This window comes from Mesorhizobium sp. P2_F7, assembly GCF_056403695.1.
The window spans coordinates 404,283-427,296 of record NZ_JBFUFA010000002.1; the positions used below are offsets into that span (position 1 = coordinate 404,283).

At 63.4% G+C, this 23,014-nt stretch carries 24 protein-coding genes; 18 read left to right on the forward strand and 6 right to left on the reverse strand.

Annotated features, from left to right (window positions below):
- Positions 1–9: 9 nt before the first annotated feature.
- The 3 genes from AC1DZ8_RS07280 to AC1DZ8_RS07290 form a co-directional block, all read right to left on the reverse strand.
- On the reverse strand, positions 10–1,089 hold the full coding sequence (locus AC1DZ8_RS07280; protein ID WP_477307164.1) for a tetratricopeptide repeat protein: 1,080 nt from the start codon (positions 1,087–1,089) through the stop codon (positions 10–12).
- 61 nt (positions 1,090–1,150) lie between these two features.
- Positions 1,151–1,798: a thiamine phosphate synthase gene (locus AC1DZ8_RS07285; RefSeq protein ID WP_477400601.1), complete on the reverse strand. Its 648-nt coding sequence runs from the start codon at positions 1,796–1,798 to the stop codon at positions 1,151–1,153.
- A 142-nt stretch (positions 1,799–1,940) separates the two neighbouring features.
- Complete coding sequence (locus tag AC1DZ8_RS07290; protein ID WP_477307160.1) at positions 1,941–2,852, reverse strand: DMT family transporter; 912 nt, start codon at positions 2,850–2,852, stop codon at positions 1,941–1,943.
- A gap of 134 nt (positions 2,853–2,986) precedes the next feature.
- Between AC1DZ8_RS07290 and AC1DZ8_RS07295 the strand changes: the two genes are divergently transcribed.
- The gene (locus AC1DZ8_RS07295; protein ID WP_477307158.1) at positions 2,987–3,424 is read left to right on the forward strand and encodes an Lrp/AsnC family transcriptional regulator; all 438 of its coding nucleotides are present in this window, start codon (positions 2,987–2,989) and stop codon (positions 3,422–3,424) included.
- 95 nt (positions 3,425–3,519) lie between these two features.
- Here AC1DZ8_RS07295 and AC1DZ8_RS07300 read toward each other — a convergent pair whose 3' ends face one another.
- Positions 3,520–3,978, reverse strand: a complete 459-nt coding sequence (locus tag AC1DZ8_RS07300) for an N-acetyltransferase family protein (protein ID WP_477307156.1) — start codon at positions 3,976–3,978, stop codon at positions 3,520–3,522.
- Positions 3,979–4,173: 195 nt separating this feature from the next.
- On the opposite strand from AC1DZ8_RS07300, the gene AC1DZ8_RS07305 reads away from it, so the two are divergent.
- Positions 4,174–4,944: a sulfite exporter TauE/SafE family protein gene (locus AC1DZ8_RS07305; RefSeq protein ID WP_477307154.1), complete on the forward strand. Its 771-nt coding sequence runs from the start codon at positions 4,174–4,176 to the stop codon at positions 4,942–4,944.
- A 44-nt stretch (positions 4,945–4,988) separates the two neighbouring features.
- On the opposite strand, the gene AC1DZ8_RS07310 is transcribed toward AC1DZ8_RS07305, so the two are convergent.
- Positions 4,989–5,540, reverse strand: a complete 552-nt coding sequence (locus AC1DZ8_RS07310) for a DUF2269 family protein (protein ID WP_477307152.1) — start codon at positions 5,538–5,540, stop codon at positions 4,989–4,991.
- A gap of 307 nt (positions 5,541–5,847) precedes the next feature.
- On the opposite strand from AC1DZ8_RS07310, the gene AC1DZ8_RS07315 reads away from it, so the two are divergent.
- From AC1DZ8_RS07315 to AC1DZ8_RS07340, 6 genes are all read left to right on the forward strand, one after another.
- Positions 5,848–6,228, forward strand: a complete 381-nt coding sequence (locus AC1DZ8_RS07315) for a hypothetical protein (RefSeq protein WP_477307150.1) — start codon at positions 5,848–5,850, stop codon at positions 6,226–6,228.
- Positions 6,229–6,651: 423 nt separating this feature from the next.
- Positions 6,652–7,182, forward strand: a complete 531-nt coding sequence (gene rcdA, locus AC1DZ8_RS07320) for a protease adaptor protein RcdA (protein WP_477307148.1) — start codon at positions 6,652–6,654, stop codon at positions 7,180–7,182.
- A gap of 68 nt (positions 7,183–7,250) precedes the next feature.
- Positions 7,251–7,763, forward strand: coding sequence for a crossover junction endodeoxyribonuclease RuvC (gene ruvC / locus AC1DZ8_RS07325; RefSeq protein ID WP_477307146.1), 513 nt, complete (start codon positions 7,251–7,253; stop codon positions 7,761–7,763).
- A 13-nt stretch (positions 7,764–7,776) separates the two neighbouring features.
- Positions 7,777–8,397, forward strand: coding sequence for a Holliday junction branch migration protein RuvA (gene ruvA / locus AC1DZ8_RS07330; protein WP_477307144.1), 621 nt, complete (start codon positions 7,777–7,779; stop codon positions 8,395–8,397).
- Positions 8,398–8,440: 43 nt separating this feature from the next.
- Positions 8,441–9,478 carry a Holliday junction branch migration DNA helicase RuvB gene (gene ruvB, locus AC1DZ8_RS07335; protein ID WP_477307142.1) on the forward strand — a complete coding sequence of 346 codons (1,038 nt, stop codon included), beginning with the start codon at positions 8,441–8,443 and terminating at the stop codon, positions 9,476–9,478.
- Between the two features lie 134 nt (positions 9,479–9,612).
- Positions 9,613–10,521, forward strand: a complete 909-nt coding sequence (locus AC1DZ8_RS07340; protein ID WP_477307140.1) for a metallophosphoesterase — start codon at positions 9,613–9,615, stop codon at positions 10,519–10,521.
- Between the two features lie 11 nt (positions 10,522–10,532).
- Here the strand turns inward: AC1DZ8_RS07340 and AC1DZ8_RS07345 are convergent, their stop codons facing one another.
- The gene (locus AC1DZ8_RS07345) at positions 10,533–11,783 is read right to left on the reverse strand and encodes a glycoside hydrolase family 5 protein (protein WP_477400605.1); all 1,251 of its coding nucleotides are present in this window, start codon (positions 11,781–11,783) and stop codon (positions 10,533–10,535) included.
- Positions 11,784–11,848: 65 nt separating this feature from the next.
- Between AC1DZ8_RS07345 and ybgC the strand changes: the two genes are divergently transcribed.
- The 10 genes from ybgC (at position 11,849) to ppk2 (ending at position 22,965) form a co-directional block, all read left to right on the forward strand.
- On the forward strand, positions 11,849–12,322 hold the full coding sequence (gene ybgC / locus AC1DZ8_RS07350) for a tol-pal system-associated acyl-CoA thioesterase (protein ID WP_477307137.1): 474 nt from the start codon (positions 11,849–11,851) through the stop codon (positions 12,320–12,322).
- A gap of 310 nt (positions 12,323–12,632) precedes the next feature.
- A complete protein-coding gene (gene tolQ / locus AC1DZ8_RS07355) occupies positions 12,633–13,343 on the forward strand; it encodes a protein TolQ (protein ID WP_142869706.1) in 711 nt (236 codons plus the stop codon).
- 11 nt (positions 13,344–13,354) lie between these two features.
- Positions 13,355–13,807 (forward strand): protein TolR, encoded by a 453-nt coding sequence (gene tolR / locus AC1DZ8_RS07360; protein WP_181057782.1) that lies wholly within the window; start codon positions 13,355–13,357, stop codon positions 13,805–13,807.
- A gap of 7 nt (positions 13,808–13,814) precedes the next feature.
- A complete protein-coding gene (locus AC1DZ8_RS07365; protein WP_477307134.1) occupies positions 13,815–14,975 on the forward strand; it encodes a TonB family protein in 1,161 nt (386 codons plus the stop codon).
- 37 nt (positions 14,976–15,012) lie between these two features.
- Positions 15,013–16,317: a Tol-Pal system beta propeller repeat protein TolB gene (gene tolB, locus AC1DZ8_RS07370; RefSeq protein WP_112559662.1), complete on the forward strand. Its 1,305-nt coding sequence runs from the start codon at positions 15,013–15,015 to the stop codon at positions 16,315–16,317.
- Between the two features lie 262 nt (positions 16,318–16,579).
- Entirely contained in the window at positions 16,580–17,086 is a 507-nt protein-coding gene (gene pal, locus AC1DZ8_RS07375) for a peptidoglycan-associated lipoprotein Pal (protein ID WP_112559660.1), read from the forward strand.
- Positions 17,087–17,290: 204 nt separating this feature from the next.
- Positions 17,291–18,373, forward strand: coding sequence for a tol-pal system protein YbgF (gene ybgF / locus AC1DZ8_RS07380; protein WP_477400607.1), 1,083 nt, complete (start codon positions 17,291–17,293; stop codon positions 18,371–18,373).
- 52 nt (positions 18,374–18,425) lie between these two features.
- Positions 18,426–19,808, forward strand: coding sequence for a tRNA lysidine(34) synthetase TilS (gene tilS / locus AC1DZ8_RS07385; protein ID WP_477307126.1), 1,383 nt, complete (start codon positions 18,426–18,428; stop codon positions 19,806–19,808).
- A gap of 121 nt (positions 19,809–19,929) precedes the next feature.
- Positions 19,930–21,855, forward strand: coding sequence for an ATP-dependent zinc metalloprotease FtsH (ftsH, locus tag AC1DZ8_RS07390; RefSeq protein ID WP_477307124.1), 1,926 nt, complete (start codon positions 19,930–19,932; stop codon positions 21,853–21,855).
- A 180-nt stretch (positions 21,856–22,035) separates the two neighbouring features.
- Complete coding sequence (gene ppk2 / locus AC1DZ8_RS07395; RefSeq protein WP_477400610.1) at positions 22,036–22,965, forward strand: polyphosphate kinase 2; 930 nt, start codon at positions 22,036–22,038, stop codon at positions 22,963–22,965.
- Positions 22,966–23,014 lie beyond the last annotated feature (49 nt).

The window sequence follows — 23,014 nt, forward strand, 5'->3', positions numbered from 1 at the left end:
AGTCGCCCGTCAGGGCAGGCGGTTGGCCTTCTGCAAAGCCTGCTTGGTCTGGTCGTCGGTCAGCCCTTGCAGGAAATCGTCCATCTCCGGATCGATAAGGCCGGCGCGGCGGGCGACAACATACCAGGCCCCGGCCAGGATCAGGTCGGGATCGGTGCCGATGCCGCCCATGTAAAGCTTTGCCAGACGGTTCTGGGCGGCGACGTTGCCGCCTTCCGCTGCCTGCTTCATCCAGTTGAAGCCGGATTTCAGGTCGCGAACACCACCGCGGCCTTCGATCATCCAGGCGGCAAGATCGATCTGCGCGGTGTCGTAGTTCTGCCTTGCGGCCTGCGCCAGCAGGCGGCGTGCCTGGGCATCGTCGTGCGGCTTGCCGCCGACGCCATTGGCATAGACTTGCGCCATCGCATACTGGGCGTCGGCAAGGCCGGTCGCCGCGGCGCGCTCATAATACGGCACGGCTCTGGCAATGCCGGCATCACCCGGATCCTGCTGAACCAGCAGCTGCGCGAAGTTGAACTGCGCCAGGCGATTGCCGGCTTCGGCGGCGGCCTGCATCAGGGCGTAGGCTCCCTTCTCGTCCTTCTTGACGTAGCGGCCGTCGAGCAGCATCAGCGCGTACTGGAACTGCGATTCCGGGATGCCCTGTTCGGCGGCCTGCGCATACCATTTGGCGGCCTCCGCCGGGTTGAGCGGCACACCCAGCCCGCGCGACAGGATCTCGGCCACCAGCGTTTGTGCCGCCGGGTCGCCATTCTGCGCCCGTACCAACGCCAGATTGTAGGCGGTCTTGTAGAGGCCGCGCTGGAAAGCGCCATAGGCCGGGTCCGCCGGCTTGGTGCCGAAACGCTCGGGATTGATGGCGTCGGCCGACGGCAGCGGCGCGGTCGTCGCGGGCTGCGGCAGCGGGGTGTCGATCGGCTTGTCGACATGAACGCCGGAATTCGTGGTGCCGGCCTTTTGGGCATCTGCCTTTGCGGCGCCCGCATCAGCGGCGCCCGTAGCCGGCGCGCTGATGTCGGGTGTGCCGGTATCGGGTGCGCTGGCATCGGGCCTGGGCTGCGGCAGCGGAACGGGCTCCGCCGCCATCGCTGCCCCGCTCACCAAGGCCGCAACGAGAACCGCGATCGGAAGTCCGGGTCGGCGCACGTCAGTCCTCGAAGCGCGGCGCGGTTTGGTCGAGCAGCGCATTGGCGGCAGCGACCGCCGCCTTCGGATCGGCGCCATCGGCGAAGACGGCGCTGGACAGCGCCACGAATTCGGCGCCGGTGTCCGCCACCGCCTCGACCGAGGCGAGTTCCGACCCCGCCATGACGATGCAGGGGATCTGGATCATGTCGGCCCACCAGCGGCCGAGCGACAGATTGCGCGGATGCGGCTCCGGCTTGTTGTCGTAGCCGAAGCGGCCGAAGAAGATGTAATCGGGCCTGGTTTCACCGAGCTCCAGCGCGTCGTCGCGGGTCTTGGCGCCGCCGGCGCCGACCATCATCTTGCCCTGGAAGTGTTCGATGGTCTCGGCGAGTGCGTCCTTGGAGACCTCGACATGAATGCCGTCGGCCTGGACGCGGCCGGCAATGCGGGTGTCGCCGGCGATGATGACGGCGATGCCGGCCGCCTGCGCCACCGGCACGATCTGTTCGGCAAAGGCCTGGAAGGCAGCCTCGTCCATGCCGTTTTCAGGCAAGATCAGCGAAGCGACGTCGCCGCCCTCGAATGAGGCTGCAATGCGCCCGGCCGGCGCGTCCTTGGGCGCGATCAGCACGATGCGGCAGCGGTTGGGGGGTGTTGCGTCGTTCATTGGCTTTCGATCCGGGAATTCGCCTATGCCGGGCGAAGATGGTTGCATTGCGGCATAGAGCAAAGCGCCCGCCTTGAACAGGCGGGCGGGGATCGATGCGGCGGCTTGGTTTACGACCGCCGGCCAGCGGCCGGTTTGCGGCTCATTTGACGGCTTGGGGACTTTCGGCCGGCGATTTGGCCTTCCACAAAGTCCAGCCGAGATTCATCCCCGCGGCGGCGATCAGGATGGCGGCGGCGCCGACCAGCTGAGCCGGATGCAGCCGGTGGCCGAAAGCAACGACATCGACCAGGATCGCCACGACCGGATAGATGAAGGACAGCGACCCCTGCAGATGCGTCGGCAGTTTCTGGATAGCGCCATACATCAATATGTACACCAGGCCGGTGTGGACGACGCCAAGTGTGACCAGCATGGCCCAGCTCCAGCTATCGGCGGGCAAATGGGCGAGGTTGGCAAAGGGCGCCAGCATGACGACGCCGACGCAGACCTGGATCAGCGCGATCAGGTGCGGTGGAGTGCCCTTGAGCTTCTTGGCGACGATGGCCGCGACAGCCCAGAAGAAGGCAGCACCAAGCGCCATGCCGATGCCGGTGACATAATCGGTGCCGACGATGCCGGAACCTGCATCAGGCCCTGTCTGCACGATCAACAGCATGCCGGCGAAGGCGATGCCGAGCCAGGTCAGCTTGGTCAGGGTCAGCCGCTCGCCGAAGAACAACGCGCCGAAGCCGACCAGCATAAAGGGCTGGGTGTTGTAGACCGCCGTGGCGATCGAGATCGAGGCGCGGGAGAAGGCGCTGAACAGCAACAGCCAGTTGATGACGATGGCCGCGCCGCCGAGTGCGGCGATGGCAACAATGCGAAGCGTCAGCCTGCCGCGCAGCAGCCCGAGTGCTGCGCAAGTGACGAGCAGCGCCACCGCACCGAAGGCGCAGCGCCAGAACACCACGTCCATGACCGGCTGGCCCGACATGACGACGAACCAGCCGATCGTGCCGATGATGGTCATCGCCGCCGTCATTTCGATCGTGCCGCGCACCGTGCTGTCCATGACAATACCTCTGATATCTGTTGATGCTTGATAATCTCATGCGATCCTGAGGGTTTATATGATTTATGAAAGGTGATATGTAGGCGTGACCTAATTTATTAAGGCGATCTCTGCCTTTTGCGAGGAAACGAAAAATGCTGGACGAGCTGGACAGAAAGCTTCTCGATATACTGGTCAAGGATTCCCGGACCTCGTTGAAGGATCTGGCGCAGCAGGTCGGGCTGTCGTCGCCAAGCGTGTCCGAGCGGCTGCGGCGGCTCGAGGAGCGCGGGGTCATCCGCGCCTTCACCGTCGAGATCGATCCGGAGGCGCTGGGTTTTCCGCTGCAAGCGATCGTGCGGGTGCGGCCGCTGCCGGGCAAGCTGCATATCGTGCAGCAACTGATCGAAGAGATCCCCGAATTCGGCGAGTGCGACAAGGTCACAGGCGACGACTGTTTCGTGGCACGGCTTTATGTGCGTTCGATGAGCGAGCTCGACAAGCTTCTCGACCGCATCGCCGACAAGGCGGAAACCAGCACCGCCATCATCAAGGCGCAGCCGATCCGGCGCCGCCCACCGCCGCTCGGGTAAACGGCGCTTGGAGCAATTCCAGGAAAAGTGTGTAGCGGTTTTCCCGGGAAAAGCGCGAAGCGCTTTCCCTTGGGAATCGCGTCCAAACCAAGAGTCTAAAGCTCCAGCTTGTAGCCGATGTGGCTGGCCTTGAAGCCGAGCCGGTCATAGAAGCGGTGCGCGTCGTGGCGGCTCTTGTTGGTGGTCAGCTGGACAATTTTGCAGCCGCGTGCGCGGCATTGTTCGACGGCCCATTCCAGCAGGCGCTGCCCCAGCCGTTCGCCGCGCCGGTCGGCGGCGACGCGCACGGCCTCGATCTGGCCTCGCCAGGCGCCCTGCAGCGACAGCCCGGCAAGGTAGCTGATCTGCAGGGTGCCGATCACCTTGCCGTCGTCCGTCATCACGGCGAGAAACTGGTTGGGGTCGGCGGTCACAGCCGCAAAGGCATCGCGATAGGCTTTGGCCAGCGGCTCGCTGGCGTCTTCACGGCTGCGGCCGAGCGGATCATCGGCGAGCATGGCGACAATGGCCGGCAGGTCGGCTGCTTCGGCGCGGCGGATGTGGGGTTCGCTCATTGTCAAAAACCTGGGGTCAAAACCTGGTGCATCGGGAATGGCGCCCTTATGCATCGGCGGCGATCTTGCCGCAAATCCCGAACGGTCAAGTTACGGACAGTTGATGGCCGCTGCCGGAATTTTCGCTGTCGCGGCACACGGGTTTCTGGGCTATTGCAGGTCATCGTCTTCCCTCCAGCCTCCTTCATCCATTTCATGTCAGGTCTGCTCGCCGATCCGTGGTTCTATGCCGCCGCCATTCCGGCGGTCATCCTCGTCGGCCTGTCGAAAGGCGGCTTCGGCGGCGCCGTTGGCTTTGTCGGCGTGCCGCTGATGGCGCTGGCCATGCCGCCGGTGCAGGCGGCCGCCATCCTGCTGCCGATCCTGTGCCTGATGGACATCGTTTCGGTGTGGACATGGTGGGGCGTCTATGACCGCAAGATGCTGGTCGACATGATGCCGGGCGCTGTGATCGGCATCGGGCTAGGCTGGCTGACGGCGGCGCTGGTCACCGAAGAGATGGTGCGGCTCATCGTCGGCGCGGTCGCGCTGATCTTCGTGCTGCGCTGGCTTTATCAGCAGTTTCGCCACGGCTCCGACCATGCAGCAGCCCCCAACCGCATCGCCGCCGCCTTCTGGGGCACCGTCGCCGGCTTCACCAGCTTCGTCGCCCATGTCGGCGGACCGCCCTTCCAGGTCTATGCGCTGCCGATCCGGCTCGACCCGAAAGTGCTGTCAGGGACATCGGCGATCTTCTTTGCCGCCACCAATGCGCTCAAGCTGATCCCCTATTTCGCGCTCGGCCAGTTCGACACCGCCAATCTGACGGCGTCGGCCGTGCTGATGCCGCTGGCGCCGCTGGCCACCATTGCCGGCGCCTGGCTGGTGCGGCGCATGCGGCCGGAGATCTTTTATCCCTTCACCTACGCGACCGTGGCCGTGGTCGCGGTCAAGCTGCTGTGGGACGGGATCGCCGGCCTGCTGTAAAGCAGCGCGAGGCGGCCGTACGGTCGCCTACATAGTCTCGGGTGCTAGACAGCGCTCGGCACGAGGCGGCGACTGCCGCCAAAGGCCAGTGCGGCGCCGGCTATGACAACCAAAATCATGCCGGCGAGAATGCCGATGTCGTGCTCGGTCGGCTTGAGCACCATGTCCGCGACCACGACCAGCATCACTGCATAGTCGAAGCGTGCCACGCTCGTCATGCGCTGGCCCATGGCAAGGACAGCAGGTGACATGCCCTCCTTGGCGATCACGGCTCCCATGCGCTCGCCGATTGGTTTGAAGACGAACATACCGATCGAAAAGGTCGTGGCGTAGCCGACGAGGCCGATGACAATCCACAGATCTGCGAATCCCACCCAGAAGCTGCACATGATCAGGCCGAAGATCAGCGTCAGCATCGACATCGGTGCGAAAAACCTGCCGCCCAGCTGTCCGCTGGCACGGATCGCCTGCAACTTTTCCTCGATGTTGCCGGCACGCTCGGCAAGCATGCCGAGCAGGAACAGCACGAACCCGCCTCCGACCCACAAGGTGGCCGTAACGATGTGGAAGAACTTGACGATCGAATACCAGTCCATTGCCGCTCCTTTTGCGTCGTTCCAGGGCAAACGCTGGTTGCGCGTCTGCTTCCAAAAGAGGGCGGATTATCGCCGTACAGGTATCCAGGAGATGCCGCATGGATGCCGGTTTATTGCGGCGGCGCGATCACCGGATTTGCCGCCAGCCTGCAGAATACTAGGCATTTGCCGGATAGACGCCGTTTCAACATCGGCTGGTTTGGCGGCATGATTCTGAAACCTGCCGGGACTAAGCCGCTCGCGTCCGGCGTTTCATTCTGGCCGCGCGCGATCGGACCAAGTCTGCGGCAACCAACGAGGGTATCCTATGCAAGGCGTAGCACGAAACTTCTTCACCCTGGCCGTCATCTACGCGCTGTGCGGCATGGCCCTGGGCCTGCATATGGCGATCACCAATGACCACGGCCAGATGCCGACCCATGCGCACACCATGGTGGCGGGCTGGCTGATGTCGGCGGTGTTCGCCTTCTTCTACCATTTGTTCCCGGCCGTCGGACAAAAGACGATTGCCGTCGTGCATTTCTGGCTGACGGCAATCAGTGGCATCGCGCTGATGATCGGGCTTTATTTTGAACTTGCCGGCCATCCGGAAATCGAGCCGGTGCTGGCCTCTTCCTCGATGGGTTTTTATGCGGGAATGCTGCTCTTCGCCTTTATTTCCTTGCCGGCGATCTGGAAGAAGGCTTGAGCAAGCCGACGATCAGGTTCCCCAGGCCGTTGTGCTGATACGGCACAGAAGGGCAGCGGTCGATCAAGAAATATCCGCTCTGTTAAGGGTTCATTAAGCTTTACAGGTGTTTACTATGTCAATCCAGTTATCTGGATTCTTACCGAGTGGTTGGAGCCACTTCGTTTGACGCCTCCCTGTTAAACTCCTGAGAGCCGCCTTATCCGCGGCTCTTTTTTTGTCCGCATTTTGGGTCGTAAGTTTCAGGTCGATTCGACCTGAAATCATCCGACTCTAGCGCCCATACGCCGGCGTTAACCGTTTGTTAAACATGTGCTTGCCTTCACCGATGGCGAAGCGCATTTTCAAGCCTCAGTCATCTAGGGTGCCGGCGTGACGGCGAAGAAGCCGAATCAGCCGACGGGGCAGTGCAGGGGCGTATCGATGAACGAGCCTTCGAAGGGCATCGCGAAAACCATCAAGCTGGCGGAACGCCGGGTTTTCTCCCAATCCTTCAAACCGCTTTACCAGGAAGGCATGGGCCTGGTCGAGCAAGCGGCAGAATATCTCGACGGCAAGGGCCGGGCCGAGGCGAAGAAGCTGTCAAGGTTGGCGGCGACGCTCTATGCCGCCGAATCGATGCGGCTGACCACCAGGCTGATGCAGGTTGCCTCGTGGCTGCTTTTGCAGCGGGCGGCGAACTCCGGCGAGATGACCCGCGACCAGGTCGCTTCGGAAAAATCCAAGGTGCGCCTCGACACCGCGTCGGCGCATGACGAAGCGGCCGGCTGGAACGAACTGCCGAAGGATTTCCTCGACCTCGTCACCCGTTCGCTGCGCCTGCAGGCACTGGTGCGCCGCATGGATGAGGAGATCTACGGCGGTGCGTTCGCCGAGGCGCCGTCGGCCGTCCGCCGCGCCAATCCGGTCTCAGACCAGATCACGCTGCTCAACACGGCTTTCGCCCGGGGTTAAACGCCTCTCGTTTCCGGTTTGTTCACATTTCGCTGGCATCGCTGTCCGCCGGAGGTAGACTCGGGCGCATGGGGCAAGCGATTCGCATCATCGGTATTGATCCGGGGCTGAGGCGTACCGGCTGGGGCATCGTCGAAAGCCTCGGCAATTCGTTGCGCTTTATCGGCTCCGGCACCGTACGCTCCGACGACAAGGCGGCGCTGGCGACACGGCTTTGTCAGTTGCATGACGGGCTGGCCGAGATCCTGCACGCCGCTATGCCGCATGAGGCGGCCGTCGAACAGACCTTCGTCAACAAGGATGCGGTGGCGACGCTGAAGCTCGGCCAGGCGCGCGGCATTGCCATGCTGGTGCCGGCGCGCGCCGGCCTTGTCGTCGCCGAATACGCCCCCAATGCCGTCAAGAAGGCGGTGATCGGCGTCGGCCATGGCGACAAGAAGCAGATCCACATGATGGTCAAGGTGCTGTTGCCGAAAGCCACTTTCGACACCGAACATGCCGCCGACGCACTGGCCATCGCCATCTGCCACGCGCATCACCGGCAAAGCGTGGCCTACAGGATGGCGGCGTTGGCATCATGAAAGGCTATTGAGCATGATAGGCAAGCTCAAGGGCACGCTTGACGAGATCGACGAGGATTTCTGCCTCGTCGACGTGCATGGCGTCGGCTATGTCGCCTATTGCTCGGCGCGCACGCTGGCGTCGCTGCCGTCGCCCGGCGAGGCCGTGGTGCTATTCATCGAGACTTATGTCCGCGAAGACATGATCCGGCTCTACGGCTTCCAGTCGGTGCTTGAGCGCGAATGGTTTCGGCTGTTGATGAACAATGTGCAAGGCGTCGGCGCCAAGGTGGCGCTGGCCATCCTGTCGACACTGGCGCCGGCCGACCTCGCCAATGCGATCGCGCTGCGCGACATTGCCATGGTCAGCCGCGCCCCCGGCGTCGGCAAGAAGGTGGCCGAGCGCATCGTCACCGAATTGAAGAACAAGGCGCCGGCCTATGCCGGAACCGCCTCCGGCACGATCGGCCTGAAGCAGGAGCTCGGCGAAGGCGTGGCGCCCGCGCCCATCACCGACGCCGTCTCGGCGCTGGTCAATCTCGGCTATTCGCGCGACACGGCAGCCAATGCGGTGGCGGCGGCGCTGAAGACGGCAGGCGAGGATGCGGATGCCTCAAAGCTCATTCGTTTCGGGCTGAAGGAACTGGCACGGTGAGCAGTTGCTTGTCCCGTCCTTTGCCCTGCGCGAGGAAGGCGGCATGAGCCTTTCCCCCCGTCTCATTGCCCCGGAAAAGCGCGGCGAGGATGCCGAGCAGACCTTGCGGCCGCAGACGCTTGCCGATTTCGTCGGCCAGGCAGCGGTCAGGGCCAATCTCAAAGTGTTCATCGAGGCTGCCAAGGGTCGCAGCGAGGCGCTTGACCATGTGCTGTTCGTCGGGCCGCCGGGACTTGGCAAGACGACGCTGGCGCAGATCATGGCGCGCGAGCTCGGCGTCAATTTCCGCTCGACCTCAGGCCCGGTCATCGCCAAGGCCGGCGATCTCGCGGCACTTCTGACCAATCTCGAAGACCGCGACGTGCTGTTCATCGACGAGATCCACCGGCTCAATCCGGCAGTGGAGGAAATTCTCTATCCGGCGATGGAGGATTTCCAGCTCGACCTGATCATCGGCGAAGGTCCGGCGGCGCGCTCGGTCAAGATCGACCTTGCGCGCTTCACGCTGGTCGCCGCCACCACGCGGCTCGGCCTTTTGACCAATCCGTTGCGCGACCGTTTCGGCATTCCGGTGCGGCTCAATTTCTATTCGGTCGAGGAGCTGGAGCAGATCGTGCGCCGCGGCGCACGCATCCTGCAAATGCCGCTCGGCGACGATGGGGCGCAGGAGATCGCGCGTCGCGCCCGCGGCACGCCGCGCATCGCCGGCCGGCTGCTGCGCCGGGTGCGCGATTTCGCCTCCGTTGCCGGCGACGGTCATGTCGACAGGCAGATTGCCGACGAAGCCTTGACCCGGCTGGAGGTCGACGCGCTCGGCCTCGACGCGCTCGACCGCCGCTATCTCTCGATGATCGCCCGCAATTTCGGCGGCGGTCCGGTCGGCATCGAGACCATCGCCGCCGGCCTGTCCGAGCCGCGCGACGCCATCGAGGACATTATCGAGCCCTATCTGATCCAGCAGGGTTTCATCCAGCGCACRCCGCGCGGCCGCGTGCTGACTGCCAATGCCTGGCGCCATCTCGGCCTCGATGCGCCGAAGGACCTGGCGCAGCAGCAGATCAACCTGTTCCAGGAAGAGTAACGGAGATTTGTCCTCCGGAACGGCTTGTCTGCGCAGAATCTCCTCAAGCCTGCCAGCGTGAAGGCGCATTCCTGGATTTTATCGAGCGCAAATGTCGGCGCGAACTGCTCCGATCAAGCGCCGGAGCCAGGAAAGTGATCACCAGACGCGGGTTCCTGAAATTCGTCGGGGGTTCGTTCCTCTCGCTGGCTTCGCTCAGCGCCTATGCGGTCGGCATCGAGCCGATGCTGCTGACGCATGTGAAGCGCTACCAGCTGACGCCGCCGCATTGGCCTGCGGGATTGAAACTGCGCGTCGCGGTGCTTTCCGACATCCACGCCTGCCATCCCTGGATGACGCCGGAGCGGATCGCGTCGGTTGCCGCCGAGGCGAATGCGCTCGAGCCGGATGTGATCCTCATGCTTGGCGACTATCCGGCTGGCACTCGCATGGTGACGGGCTGGGTGGATGCGGCCGAATGGGCGCCGGCACTTTCCGGCCTCACGGCGCCGCTCGGCGTCTGGTCGATCCTCGGCAACCATGACTGGTGGGAAGACCGCACGGCCCAAAAGGCTGGCGCCGGGCCGACGATTTCACGCAAGGCGCTGGAGGCCGTCGGCATTCCGGTGCTTGAAAACGATGTCGTGCGCCTGGAAAAGGACGGGCACGGCTTCTGGCTTGCCGGTCTTGCCGATCAGTTGGCGTTGCTTCCCGGCCGGGCCTGGGGCCGGAGCCGTGGCAAGGGCCTGGACGATCTCGACGGCACGCTGGCGAAGGTCAGCGACCAGGCGCCGATCATTCTGCTCGCACACGAGCCCGACATTTTCCCGAAAGTGCCATGGCGGGTTTCGCTGACGCTGTCGGGCCACACCCATGGCGGGCAGGTCCGGCTGTTCGGCTATTCGCCGGTGGTACCGTCCCGCTTCGGCAATCGTTTCGCCTATGGCCATGTCGTCGAGAATGACCGCAATTTGATTGTGTCGGGCGGGCTTGGCTTCAGCATTGCGCCGGTTCGCTTCGGCATGCGGCCGGAGATTCTGCAGATCGATCTGGGTTCAGCCTAGCGCCCGCTCTGCTAGGGAAGCGACCGGATCGCATCCATCACGGCAGGCTCGGCTTTTTCGCCGTTGAAGGCATCGACGATGCCGAAGGCGCCGCCAAAACTCCACACCGACCATGAGAAGCCGTGCGCCTCGGCACGCGCGATCATGTCCTTGACGTAAGCCGCGCGGTACTGCGGCGGCATCACATAGGGGTTGCCGTATTCCTGGCGGATCATGCCGAACTCGCCCAGCGTGATGTTTTCCGGCTTGATGCTGTTGGCCTTGGCCCATGCCTCGACCTTTTCGAACGGCGCATCCATGACGCCGAGCAGCTTCTCGTCCGTGTCCATGCTGGCCACCTGCTCGTCGAGATAGGCGAGCAGGCCATTGCGCCTGGTCCACGGCGCCTCAGCCTTCATCTTGGCGCGGATCGCGTCCAGCTTTGCATCGAGTTCGGCACGCGGCAGGGCGGTCAGCGGGTAGGGCAGGCCGGTGACGTACGGAATAAAATCGCCGGCCCAGGTCGCGCCCTGATGGGTCAGCAGGAACGGGTCGTAGGAGTGGAACGTCCAGATGATGTTGTCGTCCGGGATCGTCTTCGGGTCGATCTTCACCAGCGAGGCCGCATTGGAATAGCAGGCGCCGGTGAGGATCAGCGTCAGCCTGGTGGCTGAGGCGCGCGCGGCGGCGAACAGCTTCTGCTGACGCTCCGGCCAGAGGCTGGTGCCATCGCTGTCGCAGTCGACGATCGGCTCGTTCATCGGCTCGAAGGCGACCTGCGTCGGGTCCTCGGTGGCAAGCGTATGCGCCATCTTGCGGATGACCTCGACATAGGCGTCGAAGGCGGCGGGATCTTCCATCACCTGGCCCATGCCGACCGTGCGGCCGCCGCCGGCGGGGATCAGATGCATGTCGACGATTACTTTCAGGCCGGCGCGGTTGATCATGCGGGCCGAGTCCCGCACGCTGGCATAAAGGTCGTCGCGCAACGCCAGCGTCTGGTCCGACATGAACGGCGAGGGGTCGACCGGCATGCGCAGGAAGTCGAAGCCGGCGGCTTTCAGCGCCTTGAGGTCATCTTCGTTGAGGAACTTGCGCCATTCCGGAAAGGGGAGGATGGCTTGTCGGTCATTCCATTTGTCTTCGCCGACCCAGGTCGTCCACTGGTCGAGGTTGAGGCCGCGTTTCATCGAAAAGCTCGCGGCGTGGCCGGGTAGTGCGGACGCCGCCAGCACCAGCAGCGCTGCCATCAAGGTCTTGATCATCGCCTTCAACAGTGCCATCCGATTCGCTGCGCTGGTGATTTTGGCAGGACAGGTGCCCCGCCGGGGGCAAAAAGGAAAGCGCGATGGACGATCATGGTGAATCGGCGGCACTCATTGCCGGGCTTTCCGGCGCGCTGACGGAATTCGGCCATCGGCTGATGGCGCGGGTCTATTATGCCGACACCGACTTCTCCGGCGTCGTCTACCACGCGCGCTATCTCGAATTCTTCGAGCGCGGCCGCTCGGACTATCTCAGGCTCGCCGGCGTCCACCACACCGAACTCCACCAAGGCAAGCATGGCGAGCGCATCGTCTGGGTGGTGCGGCGCATGGAGATCGACTTCCGCGCGCCCGCCCGCATGGACGACATCCTGACCATCGACACGTCAACGCAAGAGATTTCCGGCGCCCGCATCATAATGGCGCAGCAGCTGAAACGCCGGGCAGAGGTGCTGGTCGAGGCAAAGGTCGAGGCGGCGATCATCGGCGAGAGTGGCAGGCCGAAACGCTTCCCGAAAGAATGGATCGCAGCTTTTATGCCTAGGGCAAACGGGTAAGGATTGCCTGTCGCCGGCCGCCCGAGCCGCGTTTGAGTGCGCCTACCGGACAAGAAGCATGGCTGCCGGCGTCCCAAGGCGCGGCAATGCGCCGCGCCATATTTCCTAACCCATCCTTAACCATAACGGTTCATGAAGAGATTGGTGAAGATTGGAAGAATCCGCGCGCCTTCCTTTCACCAATATTTGCCCTGAAAAGGCCGCTAACGGTGCATTTTGGGGTAATCCGCAAGCCTAGCGCGAACGGACCACAAGGAATGCCCATGGGCCAGCCGCCAGCGATGCCCGGAAAATCTTAAGGACTTGAACGATGGAAAATATCGCACTCGCCGACCCGGCAGCGCATTTGTCGATTTGGGCGCTGTTCATGCAGGCCGGCTGGGTGGTCAAGCTGGTCATGATCGGTCTGCTCTGCGCTTCGATCTGGACCTGGGCGATCATCGTCGACAAGCTGGTCAGCTATGCCCGCATGCGGCTGTCGCTCAACCGCTTCGAACAGGTATTCTGGTCGGGTCAGTCGCTGGAGGAGCTTTACCGCACCCTCGCCGATCGCAAGACCACTGGCATGGGCGCGATTTTTGTTGCCGCCATGCGCGAATGGAAGAAGAGCTTCGAGAAGGGCGCCAAATCGCCGCTCGGCCTGCAGACCCGTATCGACAAGGCCATGGATCTGGCGCTGACGCGCGAGATGGAGCGGCTGGAGGGACGGCTTGGCTTCCTCGCCACCACGGGTTCGGCTGCACCCTTCATCGGCCTGTTCGGCACCGTCATCGGCATCATGACTTCTTTCCAGGCCATTGCCGCTTCCAAGAACACCAGCCTTTCGGTGGTTGCCCCCGGCATCGCCGAGGCGCTGCTGGCAACGGCCATCGGCCTGCTCGCCGCCATCCCGGCTGTTATCGCCTACAACAAGCTGTCATCGGACGCGAACAAGATCGCGGTGCGCATGGAAGGGTTCTCGGACGAGTTCTCCGCCATACTCTCGCGCCAAATCGATGAAAAAGTAGCGCCGAAGGCCTGAGGAGCAGCAAGATGGGTATGTCCGTAGGCATCTCGGGACGCGGCGGGCGCGGCCACAGGCGGCGCGGCCGCCATCACGCGCTGATATCGGAAATCAACGTCACGCCGATGGTCGACGTGATGCTGGTGCTGCTGATCATCTTCATGGTCGCCGCACCCTTGCTGACGGTCGGGGTGCCGATCGACCTGCCGGACACGCAGGCCAAGGCGATGAACGCCGACACGCAACCGATCACTGTCTCGATCAACGCCGCGGGCCAGATTTATCTGCAAGAGACCGAAATCCCGATCGAAGAACTGGTGGCCAAGCTGCAAGCGATCTCCAAGACGGGCTATGAGGAGCGCATTTTCATCCGCGGCGACAAGTCGACCGACTATGGCACCGCCATGAAGGTGATGGCTCGCATTTCGGCCGCTGGTTACAAGAACATCGGCCTCGTCTCGCTCCAGGAACAGGAACAGTAGCGCCAAGATGCGGACCGGCCTCACCACATCGGTGATCTTGCATACGGTAGCGTTGGCCTTTGGGCTGTTCACGCTGTCGTCGCCGCCTGCCATGCCCGCGTCCGATGCTGAATCGGTCTCGGTCGCTATCGTGCCGGTGGAGGCCGTCGCCCAGACGCTGCGGGGCGACAAGAAAGCAGTGATGCGCGAAAAGCCGGCGCCGACCCCGACCAAGCGGCCCGATATCATGCCAGCGGCACAAAAGATTGGCGAGAACAGCGTCGATACCGACAAACCGGTGACGGACGAGGCCAAGCCGAAGCCGGTGGACCTGGCGTCGGCCCCGCCGCCGGCGCCGACACCGACCGAGAAGCCGAAGACCGAGGACGTGCCGAAGCCGAAGGAAGAGCCGAAGCCGACACCGGCAACGGAAGTGGCTCCGGTGCCGCAGCCGAAGGAAGAGGTCAAGCCCGAGCCGGTCAAGCAGGCGGAACCGAAGCCGACCCCGGTCAAGGAGCCGGCGCCAGCGCCTCAACCGGACACGACCGCCGCCATCGCGACGAAGCCCGAGGTCAAGCCCGACGCGGTCGCCGACGCCATATCGGAACAGCAGCCTCCCGAGGAGGCGCAGCTCCCGAATTCCGCACCTGCGCCCGAAGCGCGGCCGAAGCCGCAGCCGGCGCAGGCTGAAAGCGCCAAGGCGCCTGACCGCAAGGATGCCGACAAACCGGTCAAGGAGGCCTCGTCCAAGCCGAAATCGGATGAAAAGCAGTTCAACGCCGACGAGATTGACAAGCTTCTCCGTGACAAACAGAAGCCGTCCGGCGGTGGCGCCAAGGGCTCGACCCAGCAGGCGTCGCTGGGCGCCGACAAGGACCAGGGCCAGAAGCTTTCGCAGAGCGAGATGGGCGTATTGTCCGATCAACTTGGCAATTGCTGGTCCATTCCTGCAGGTGTCGAGGGTTCGGAAAACTTCGTGGCCGTGATCGTGTTCAATCTGGATGCCTCCGGCAAGCTTGAAGGCCGTCCCACCGTTGAAAAGTCGAGCGGAAACCAACAGTTCGACGAGAGTGCGGTGCGTGCCGTCCAGAAAGCAAACATGGCCGGCCTGCAACTTCCAGCCGGCAAGCAGGATATCTGGGCCCAGGTTCGGGTCACTTTCGATCCCAGGGAGATGCTAGGGCTCTAGGCCCAGCGTCAACAGAAGTTAAGAGAAGCGAGAAGACATGAAATCCATCCTCAAGCCGCTCCTGACGATTGCAGCCATGGCGCTGGGCATGACTGCCGTTGCCACTTTGCCGGCGCGAGCACTCGTCGAGATCAACGTCAACAAGGGCAATGTCGAGCCGTTGCCGATCGCCATCACCGATTTTCAAGGTGAGATTGGCGCTCAGATTTCCGATATCGTCAGCGCAGATCTGAAACGCTCCGGCCTGTTCGCGCCGATAGACAAGAGCGCCTTCATCGAGAAAATCGCCAATCCGGATGCGCAGCCGCGCTTCGACGACTGGAAGGTCATCAACGCGCAGGCCCTGGTTACCGGCAGCGTCGGCAAGGAAGCGGATGGCCGTATCCGCGCCCAGTACCGGTTGTGGGATACCTTTGCCGGCCAGCAGATGTCGGGCGAACAGTTCTTCGCCAACGACGCCAACACCAGGCGCGTCGCCCACATCATCGCCGACGCGATCTATGAGCGGCTGACCGGAGAGAAAGGCTATTTCGACACACGCGTCGTCTTCATTGACGAATCCGGCGCCAAGAATGCGCGCAAGAAGCGGCTCGCCATCATGGACCAGGATGGCGCCAACGTCCGCTATCTCTCGGACGGCAAGTCGATCGTGCTGACGCCGCGTTTCTCGCCGAACCGGCAGGAAATCACCTATATGTCGTACGAAAGCGGCCAGCCGCGGGTCTATCTGCTGCAGATCGAGACCGGGCAGCGCGAACTGGTCGGCAACTTTCCCGGCATGACCTTTGCGCCGCGCTTCTCGCCTGATGGCCAGAAGGTGATCATGAGCCTGCTGCGCGATGACGGTAATTCCAACATCTTCGCCATGGATCTGCGCAGCCGCTCGACGACCCGGCTGACCAACTCAACGGCCATCGACACCTCGCCCTCCTATTCGCCGGACGGCAGCAAGGTGGTGTTCACCTCCGACCGTGGCGGTCGCGCGCAGATCTACGTGATGGGCGCCGACGGTTCGGGCCAGACCCGCATCTCGTTCGGCGACGGCGTCTATTCGACGCCGGTGTGGTCGCCACGCGGCGACCTCGTCGCCTTCACCAAGCAGACCGGCGGCGAATTCCAGATCGGCGTGATGAAGACCGACGGCTCGGGCGAGCGCATTCTGTCCTCCGGCTTCCAGCAGGAAGGACCGACCTGGGCGCCCAATGGCCGCGTGCTGATGTTCTTCCGCGACTCCGCCGGTGGCCCAAAACTGGTTTCGGTCGACCTCACCGGCCGCAACGAACAGTCGATCCCGACCGCAAATTTCGCTTCGGACCCGGCTTGGTCGCCGCTGCTGGAGTAACCACGTTTCAGCCGAGCCACCGCTCGCTTCGTTGCAACTTGGCAACAGTGCCCTAAAAGCCCCGTTTCGGGGCTTTTTTCACGCCAAAGTCGCCTTTTGGCCGCATTTCCGCCTACGGTCCGCGACCATTGTGGCATGAGGCTATTCGGCTGCGGACGGGCGGCTGAAACCAAATTTTAACCGTGTTTCTTGAATGCCGGTTAACCCAAACGTGGTTACTGGGTGATCAACGAAATCACTCGAAATACGAAGGAGAGGCGGCATGGGCCGTATCGCAGCACTTACCAGAAACCCGGCGATGATTGCGCTGATCGCGATGCTCGCCATCACCGGTTGCGCCTCGAAGAAGACCCCGAACAGCGCCGCCGACCTCGGTCTCAATGGCGCGGGTGCCGCAACGCCCGGCTCGGCGCAGGACTTCACCGTCAACATTGGCGACCGCATCTTCTTCGATACCGACTCGTCCTCGATCCGCGCCGATGCGCAGACGACGCTGTCGCGCCAGGCGCAGTGGCTCAACCAGTACAAGCAGTATGCCATCGTCGTCGAAGGCCACGCCGATGAGCGCGGCACGCGTGAATACAATTTGGCGCTCGGCGCCCGCCGCGCCGCCGCCACCCGCGACTTCCTGGTCGCCAGGGGCGTTTCGGCAAGCCGCCTGAAGACGATTTCCTACGGCAAGGAGCGCCCGGTCGCGGTCTGCGACGACATCTCCTGCTGGTCGCAGAATCGCCGCGCGGTCACCACGCTCTCCGGCGCCGGTTCCTGATGGCGACGCTTTAGTCGCATAATTGCAACACCTGCATGCGAAAGGCGGCCAATGGCCGCCTTTTTCAGTTCTGGTCCCGGAAACAAAATCCGGAAACAAAATTTGGCCGAAGTCTCGCCTCCTGCTAAGAGCCGAGGGCGCTTGGCTGGTCCCACAGTGATTGGAAGGCGCGAACAGACTCACGAATTACACGGCGAGAGGCACATGCATTTCAGATCGGTCTTGAGCGGCACGCTTGCGCTGCTGCTCGTATCAGGCTTCGCGGCTACTGCGAGCGGCACCGGACAACCCGCCGATAGCGGCTTTTCCTTCCATCTGCCGACGCTCGGCATTTTCGGCAAGAAGGAGAAGCCGGAGCAGCAACAGATCGCGCAGCAGCAGGACGGCACCACCGCTGCCAGCCTTGAGGAACAGCTGCGGCAGATGAACGGCAAGATCGAGGAACTCAATTTCCAGGTCCTGCAGATGCAGGAGCAGATGCGCAAGCAGCAGGAAGACAATGAGTTCCGCTTCCAGCAACTGGAAGGCGGCTCCAGCGGTCAGCCGCCGGCGCAGAAGAAATCAGAAGCTGCGCCGCAGGATGGCGATACCGGCAACAGCGTTGCCGAGGCCCCGGCAACGCAGGCGCCGGCCGACTCGGGTGCACAATCGGATGGCGGCCAGAGCGTCGGCGAAGTCATCGTCGAATCGCAGACCGGCGATCCCGGCAAGGTGATCACCGGCACTCCGCCAAAGACCTTCGGCACCATCACTGTCGACAAGAACGGCAATGTGGTCGACGCCGGCGGCAACACGCAGGCGATCGCGCCGGCGGAAGGTGCGGCGCCCGCCGCCGAGGCGCCGGCGACTGGCCCCAAGACCGGCAAGTCCAACGGCACGGTTGTGGCGGCGCTGCCTTCCACCAACGATCCGGAAGAAATCTACCGCAACTCCTACCAGTTCATCCTGTCGGGCGACTACAGCACCGCCGAGCAGGGTTTTCGCGACCACATCGCCCGCTTCCCGAAGGACGCCAAGGCGGCGGACGCGCATTACTGGCTGGGCGAATCCCTGCTCGGCCAGCAAAAGTATCATGACGCGGCCGAGGTTTTCCTCTCTGCCAGCAAGGACTATCCAAAGGCAAAGAAGGCGCCCGACATGCTTTTGAAGCTCGGGGTCTCGCTGGTCGGCCTCAAGCAGAAGGATGTCGCCTGCGCCACCTTCGGCGAGATCGGCAAGCGCTATCCCGATATTTCGGCCGCGCTCAAGGAACGCGTCAAACAGGAGAGGGCGCTGGCGGCGTGCTAGTCTTCCCCTTGCATGTCGGCGTCCGGGGACCAGTTTTGGGCGACATGCATTGATGCTCGATACTGAGCCTGACGTTTCGGACTTTTCAACGATCGACTTTTCCAACGGCGCTGTTGCGGCCGTGTCCGGCGGCAGCGACTCCACCGCCCTCCTTCTTCTCCTCAAAGCTCACCTCGACCGCAGCGCCCCGACAGCCAGGCTGCTGGCGGTGACGATCGACCACGGTCTGCGCCCGGAAGCGGCGACGGAAGCACGCGCCGTTGCAAAGCTCTGTGCCGAGCGCGGCATTGCGCACCGCACGCTCAACTGGTCCGGCGCCAAGCCGTCGACCGGCCTGCCCGCCGCGGCGCGCGAGGCACGCTACCGGCTGCTGGCCGAGGCCGCGCAGGCGCAAGGCATCGGTGTGATCGTGACCGGCCACACAGCGGACGATCAGGCCGAGACCGTGCTGATGCGAGCCGCGCGGAATGATGGCCACGAGCTTGGTGAAACGGCAGGCCGAGGCCTCGCCGGCATGGCGCCGGCAACCCTTTATGACTGGCGGATCTGGATCGCGCGGCCGCTGCTCGGTGTACGGCGCGCGGCATTGCGCGCCTTCCTGCGGCGCGAACATGTCGGCTGGGCGGAGGATCCGACCAACACGGATGCGCATTTCGAACGGCCGCGCATTCGCACCGTGCTTGGCGAAGACCCGAGCGGGCAGCGTTTTGCCGAGACGATCGGCCTGGCCAGGCGTGCAGCAGCCGAGCGCGAACAACTCGGCCGCCGCGCCGCCGCGCTGATCGGTGAATTTGCCAGCCGGCCGGCGAAGGGTCTCATCTGTCTCGATCCCGGATTGATCAAAGCCGACGATACGCGAGCGGCGGTCTATGCGCTGCGTGTTCTGCTGGCGGCGACCGGCGGCGTCGCCTTGTTGCCGGACCAGGCACGCAGCGAAGCGCTGTTCGAGCAAATGCGGGCCGGACCGCTTTGCGCCACATTGTCGCGGACGGTCGTCGATAGCAGGCGCACCGGCATCTTCCTGTACCGTGAATCGCGCGACCTGCCGCCCGCCGCACCGTTGGCGGCCGGACTCTGGGACGGTCGCAGGCGGGTCGCCGAACCAGAAGCGATCACATTGGGCGACAGGTCTGGGGCATTTTTGATCGCGCCGCTCGGCGCTGCCGCCGCCGCCAAAGCGATTGCCGGGAATGGCGCGCCGCCGAGCCTTGTCCGCGCCGCTTTGGCTGCGGAACCGGCGCTGTGGCGCGGCGGCGAATGCCTTGGTTTTGCAGGGGATGGAACAGCGGCGCCGGCAATCGCCCTCAGCCCGGCCGTGGCGCCTTTTGCACGCTTCCTGCCTTGCTTCGATCTGGTGCTGGCCGGGGCCGTCGCCGAACTGACCGGCGCGCCGCCCGTCCCGGCCTTGCCTTCCAGCCGCCACAGTGCCGGTTGATGGTGGCGTGAAAGCTTAACCCAGACGTGCTGTTATGCTTGGCAAGGGGAGGCGCTCTCCCTATGTTAGGCCCAAGTTTCCTCTCATACGCGTGCCCCACCAGGTACCAACGGGACAATTGATGAATCCGAATTATCGCAATCTCGCGCTCTGGGCGATCATAGCGGTCTTGCTCATTGCTCTCTTCAATCTGTTCCAGACGCCGCAGACGCGCGGAGCCTCGCAAGACGTTCCCTATTCGCAGTTCCTGCAGGAGGTCGCGGCCGGTCGGGTCAAGACTGTGGTCATCTCCGGCGCCCGCATCTCCGGCACCTACGCCGACAACGCCAACGGCTTCCAGACCTATTCGCCTGGCGATCCGCAGTTGGTCTCGCGACTGCAGGACAAGAACGTCACCATCAACGCACGTCCTGAATCGGACGGTTCCACGTCGCTGTTCAGCTATCTCATCTCCTACCTGCCGATGATCCTGATCCTCGGCGTGTGGATATTCTTCATGCGCCAGATGCAGTCCGGCTCCGGGCGCGCCATGGGCTTCGGCAAGTCGAAGGCCAAGCTTCTGACCGAGGCGCATGGCCGTGTCACCTTCCAGGATGTCGCCGGCGTCGACGAGGCCAAGGAAGATCTGGAGGAGATCGTCGAGTTCCTGCGCGATCCGCAGAAGTTCCAGCGCCTGGGCGGCAAGATTCCGCGCGGCGTGCTGCTCGTCGGCCCTCCCGGCACCGGCAAGACGCTGCTGGCCCGCTCGGTCGCCGGCGAAGCCAACGTGCCCTTCTTCACCATTTCGGGTTCGGACTTCGTCGAGATGTTCGTCGGCGTCGGCGCGTCCCGTGTCCGTGACATGTTCGACCAGGCCAAGAAGAACGCGCCCTGCATCATCTTCATCGACGAAATCGACGCCGTCGGCCGCCATCGCGGCGCCGGGCTCGGCGGCGGCAATGACGAGCGCGAGCAGACGCTGAACCAACTGCTGGTCGAGATGGACGGCTTCGAATCCAACGAGAGCATCATCCTGATCGCCGCCACCAACCGGCCGGACGTGCTCGATCCGGCGCTGTTGCGTCCGGGTCGTTTCGATCGCCAGGTGGTGGTGCCGAACCCTGACATTGTCGGCCGCGAGAAGATCCTCAAGGTGCATGTGCGCAACGTGCCGCTGGCGCCCAATGTCGACCTCAAGGTGGTCGCGCGCGGCACGCCCGGTTTCTCCGGCGCCGATCTGATGAACCTGGTCAACGAATCCGCTCTGATGGCGGCGCGCCGCAACAAGCGCCTCGTCACCATGGCCGAATTCGAGGACGCCAAGGACAAGATCATGATGGGCGCCGAGCGCCGCTCGTCAGCCATGACCCAGGCCGAGAAGGAGCTCACCGCCTACCACGAGGCCGGCCACGCCATCATGGCGCTCAACGTGCCGTCCGCCGATCCGCTGCACAAGGCGACCATCATCCCGCGCGGCCGTGCGCTCGGCATGGTCATGCAGCTGCCGGAAGGCGACCGCTATTCGATGAGCTACAAGTACATGGTCTCGCGGCTTGCCATCATGATGGGCGGCCGCGTCGCCGAGGAGTTCAAGTTCGGCAAGGAGAACATCACTTCGGGCGCTTCCTCCGACATCGAGCAGGCGACCAAGCTGGCTCGCGCAATGGTCACGCGCTGGGGCTTCTCCGACAAGCTCGGCCATGTCGCCTATGGCGACAACCAGGAAGAGGTCTTCCTCGGCCACTCGGTGGCGCGCACACAGAACATCTCGGAAGAGACCGCGCAGATCATCGACGCGGAAGTGCGCCGGCTGATCGACGAGGCCTATGTCTCGGCAAAGTCCATCCTGACCAAGAAGAAGAAGGAATGGATCGCCCTGGCGCAGGGCCTGCTCGAATACGAGACGCTTTCGGGCGAAGAGATCAAGCAGTTGATCGCCGGGCAGAAGCCGGCGCGCGATCTGGGGGATGATACCCCGACAAGCCGCGGCTCGGCCGTGCCGAAGTCCGGCCGCCGCAAGAAGGGGCCGGAGCCCGAAGGCGGCATGGAGCCTCAGCCTTCGAGCTGAGGTACGGCCCGGACACTGATCGAGAAAACGCCGCGGTCTGACCGCGGCGTTTTTGGTTTCTTGGCGCAAGAGTTCCCGGCCGGGCAGACGTCGCATCCATTCGCTTGACTCCTTTCACAGTCGGTATTGATTTAGCCGGCTGTCGTCGGGTCAACCGACGCGGGTGCGTGGGAGGTGATCATGGGCAAGAAGGACAAGCGGGCCAGAAATGCGCCGGTTGGAGGCGAGGTCCATCTCGACGCGGTTGAGGGCGAGGCAAAGGAAGCAGCCTGGAAATTGCCGAACGGCGATGCCGGCACGGGCGAGAAAAAGAAGAAGAAGGCCAAGCACGCCGACGCAAAAAAAACCTACCGCTACGTCGACGAACTTGTCCGGCTGCAATTCGAACTGATCAAGTTGCAGGACTGGGTCCAGAAGGAAGGGTTGAAGGTCGTCGTGATTTTTGAAGGCCGCGACGCGGCCGGCAAGGGCGGTGTCATCAAACGCATCACCGAAAGCCTCAATCCTCGCATCTGCCGCGTCGTGGCTTTGGGCACGCCGACCGAGCGCGAACGCAGCCAATGGTATTTCCAGCGCTATGTCCAGCACCTGCCCGGCAAGGGTGAGATCGTGCTGTTCGACCGCTCCTGGTACAACCGCGCCGGTGTCGAGCGCGTCATGGGCTTCTGCACCGACAACGAATACAGCGAGTTCCTGCGCTCCTGCCCCCTGTTCGAGGAAATGCTGATCAAGTCCGGTATCATTCTGATCAAATACTGGTTCTCGGTTGGGGACGACGAACAGGAACGCCGCTTCAAGGAGCGTATCGACAATCCGATCAAGCGCTGGAAGCTGTCGCCCATGGACCTCAAGTCGCGCGAACACTGGGTCGAATATTCGCGGGCCAAGGACATGATGCAGAAATTCACCGATACCGATCAGTCGCCGTGGAACATTGTCGATGCCGACAACAAGAAGAAGGCAAGGCTCAATTGCATCAGTCATCTGCTGACGCGGATTCCATATAAGGAGATCCGACCGGCAAAGATAAAGCTGAGCCCGCGTCAGAAAGACGACGGCTATATCCGTCCGCCCAAGACCAGCCAGCACTGGGTACCGACCGTCTACTGATCCTGCACAAAGAAAACCCCGCGAACCTGGACAGGGCCGCGGGGTCCTT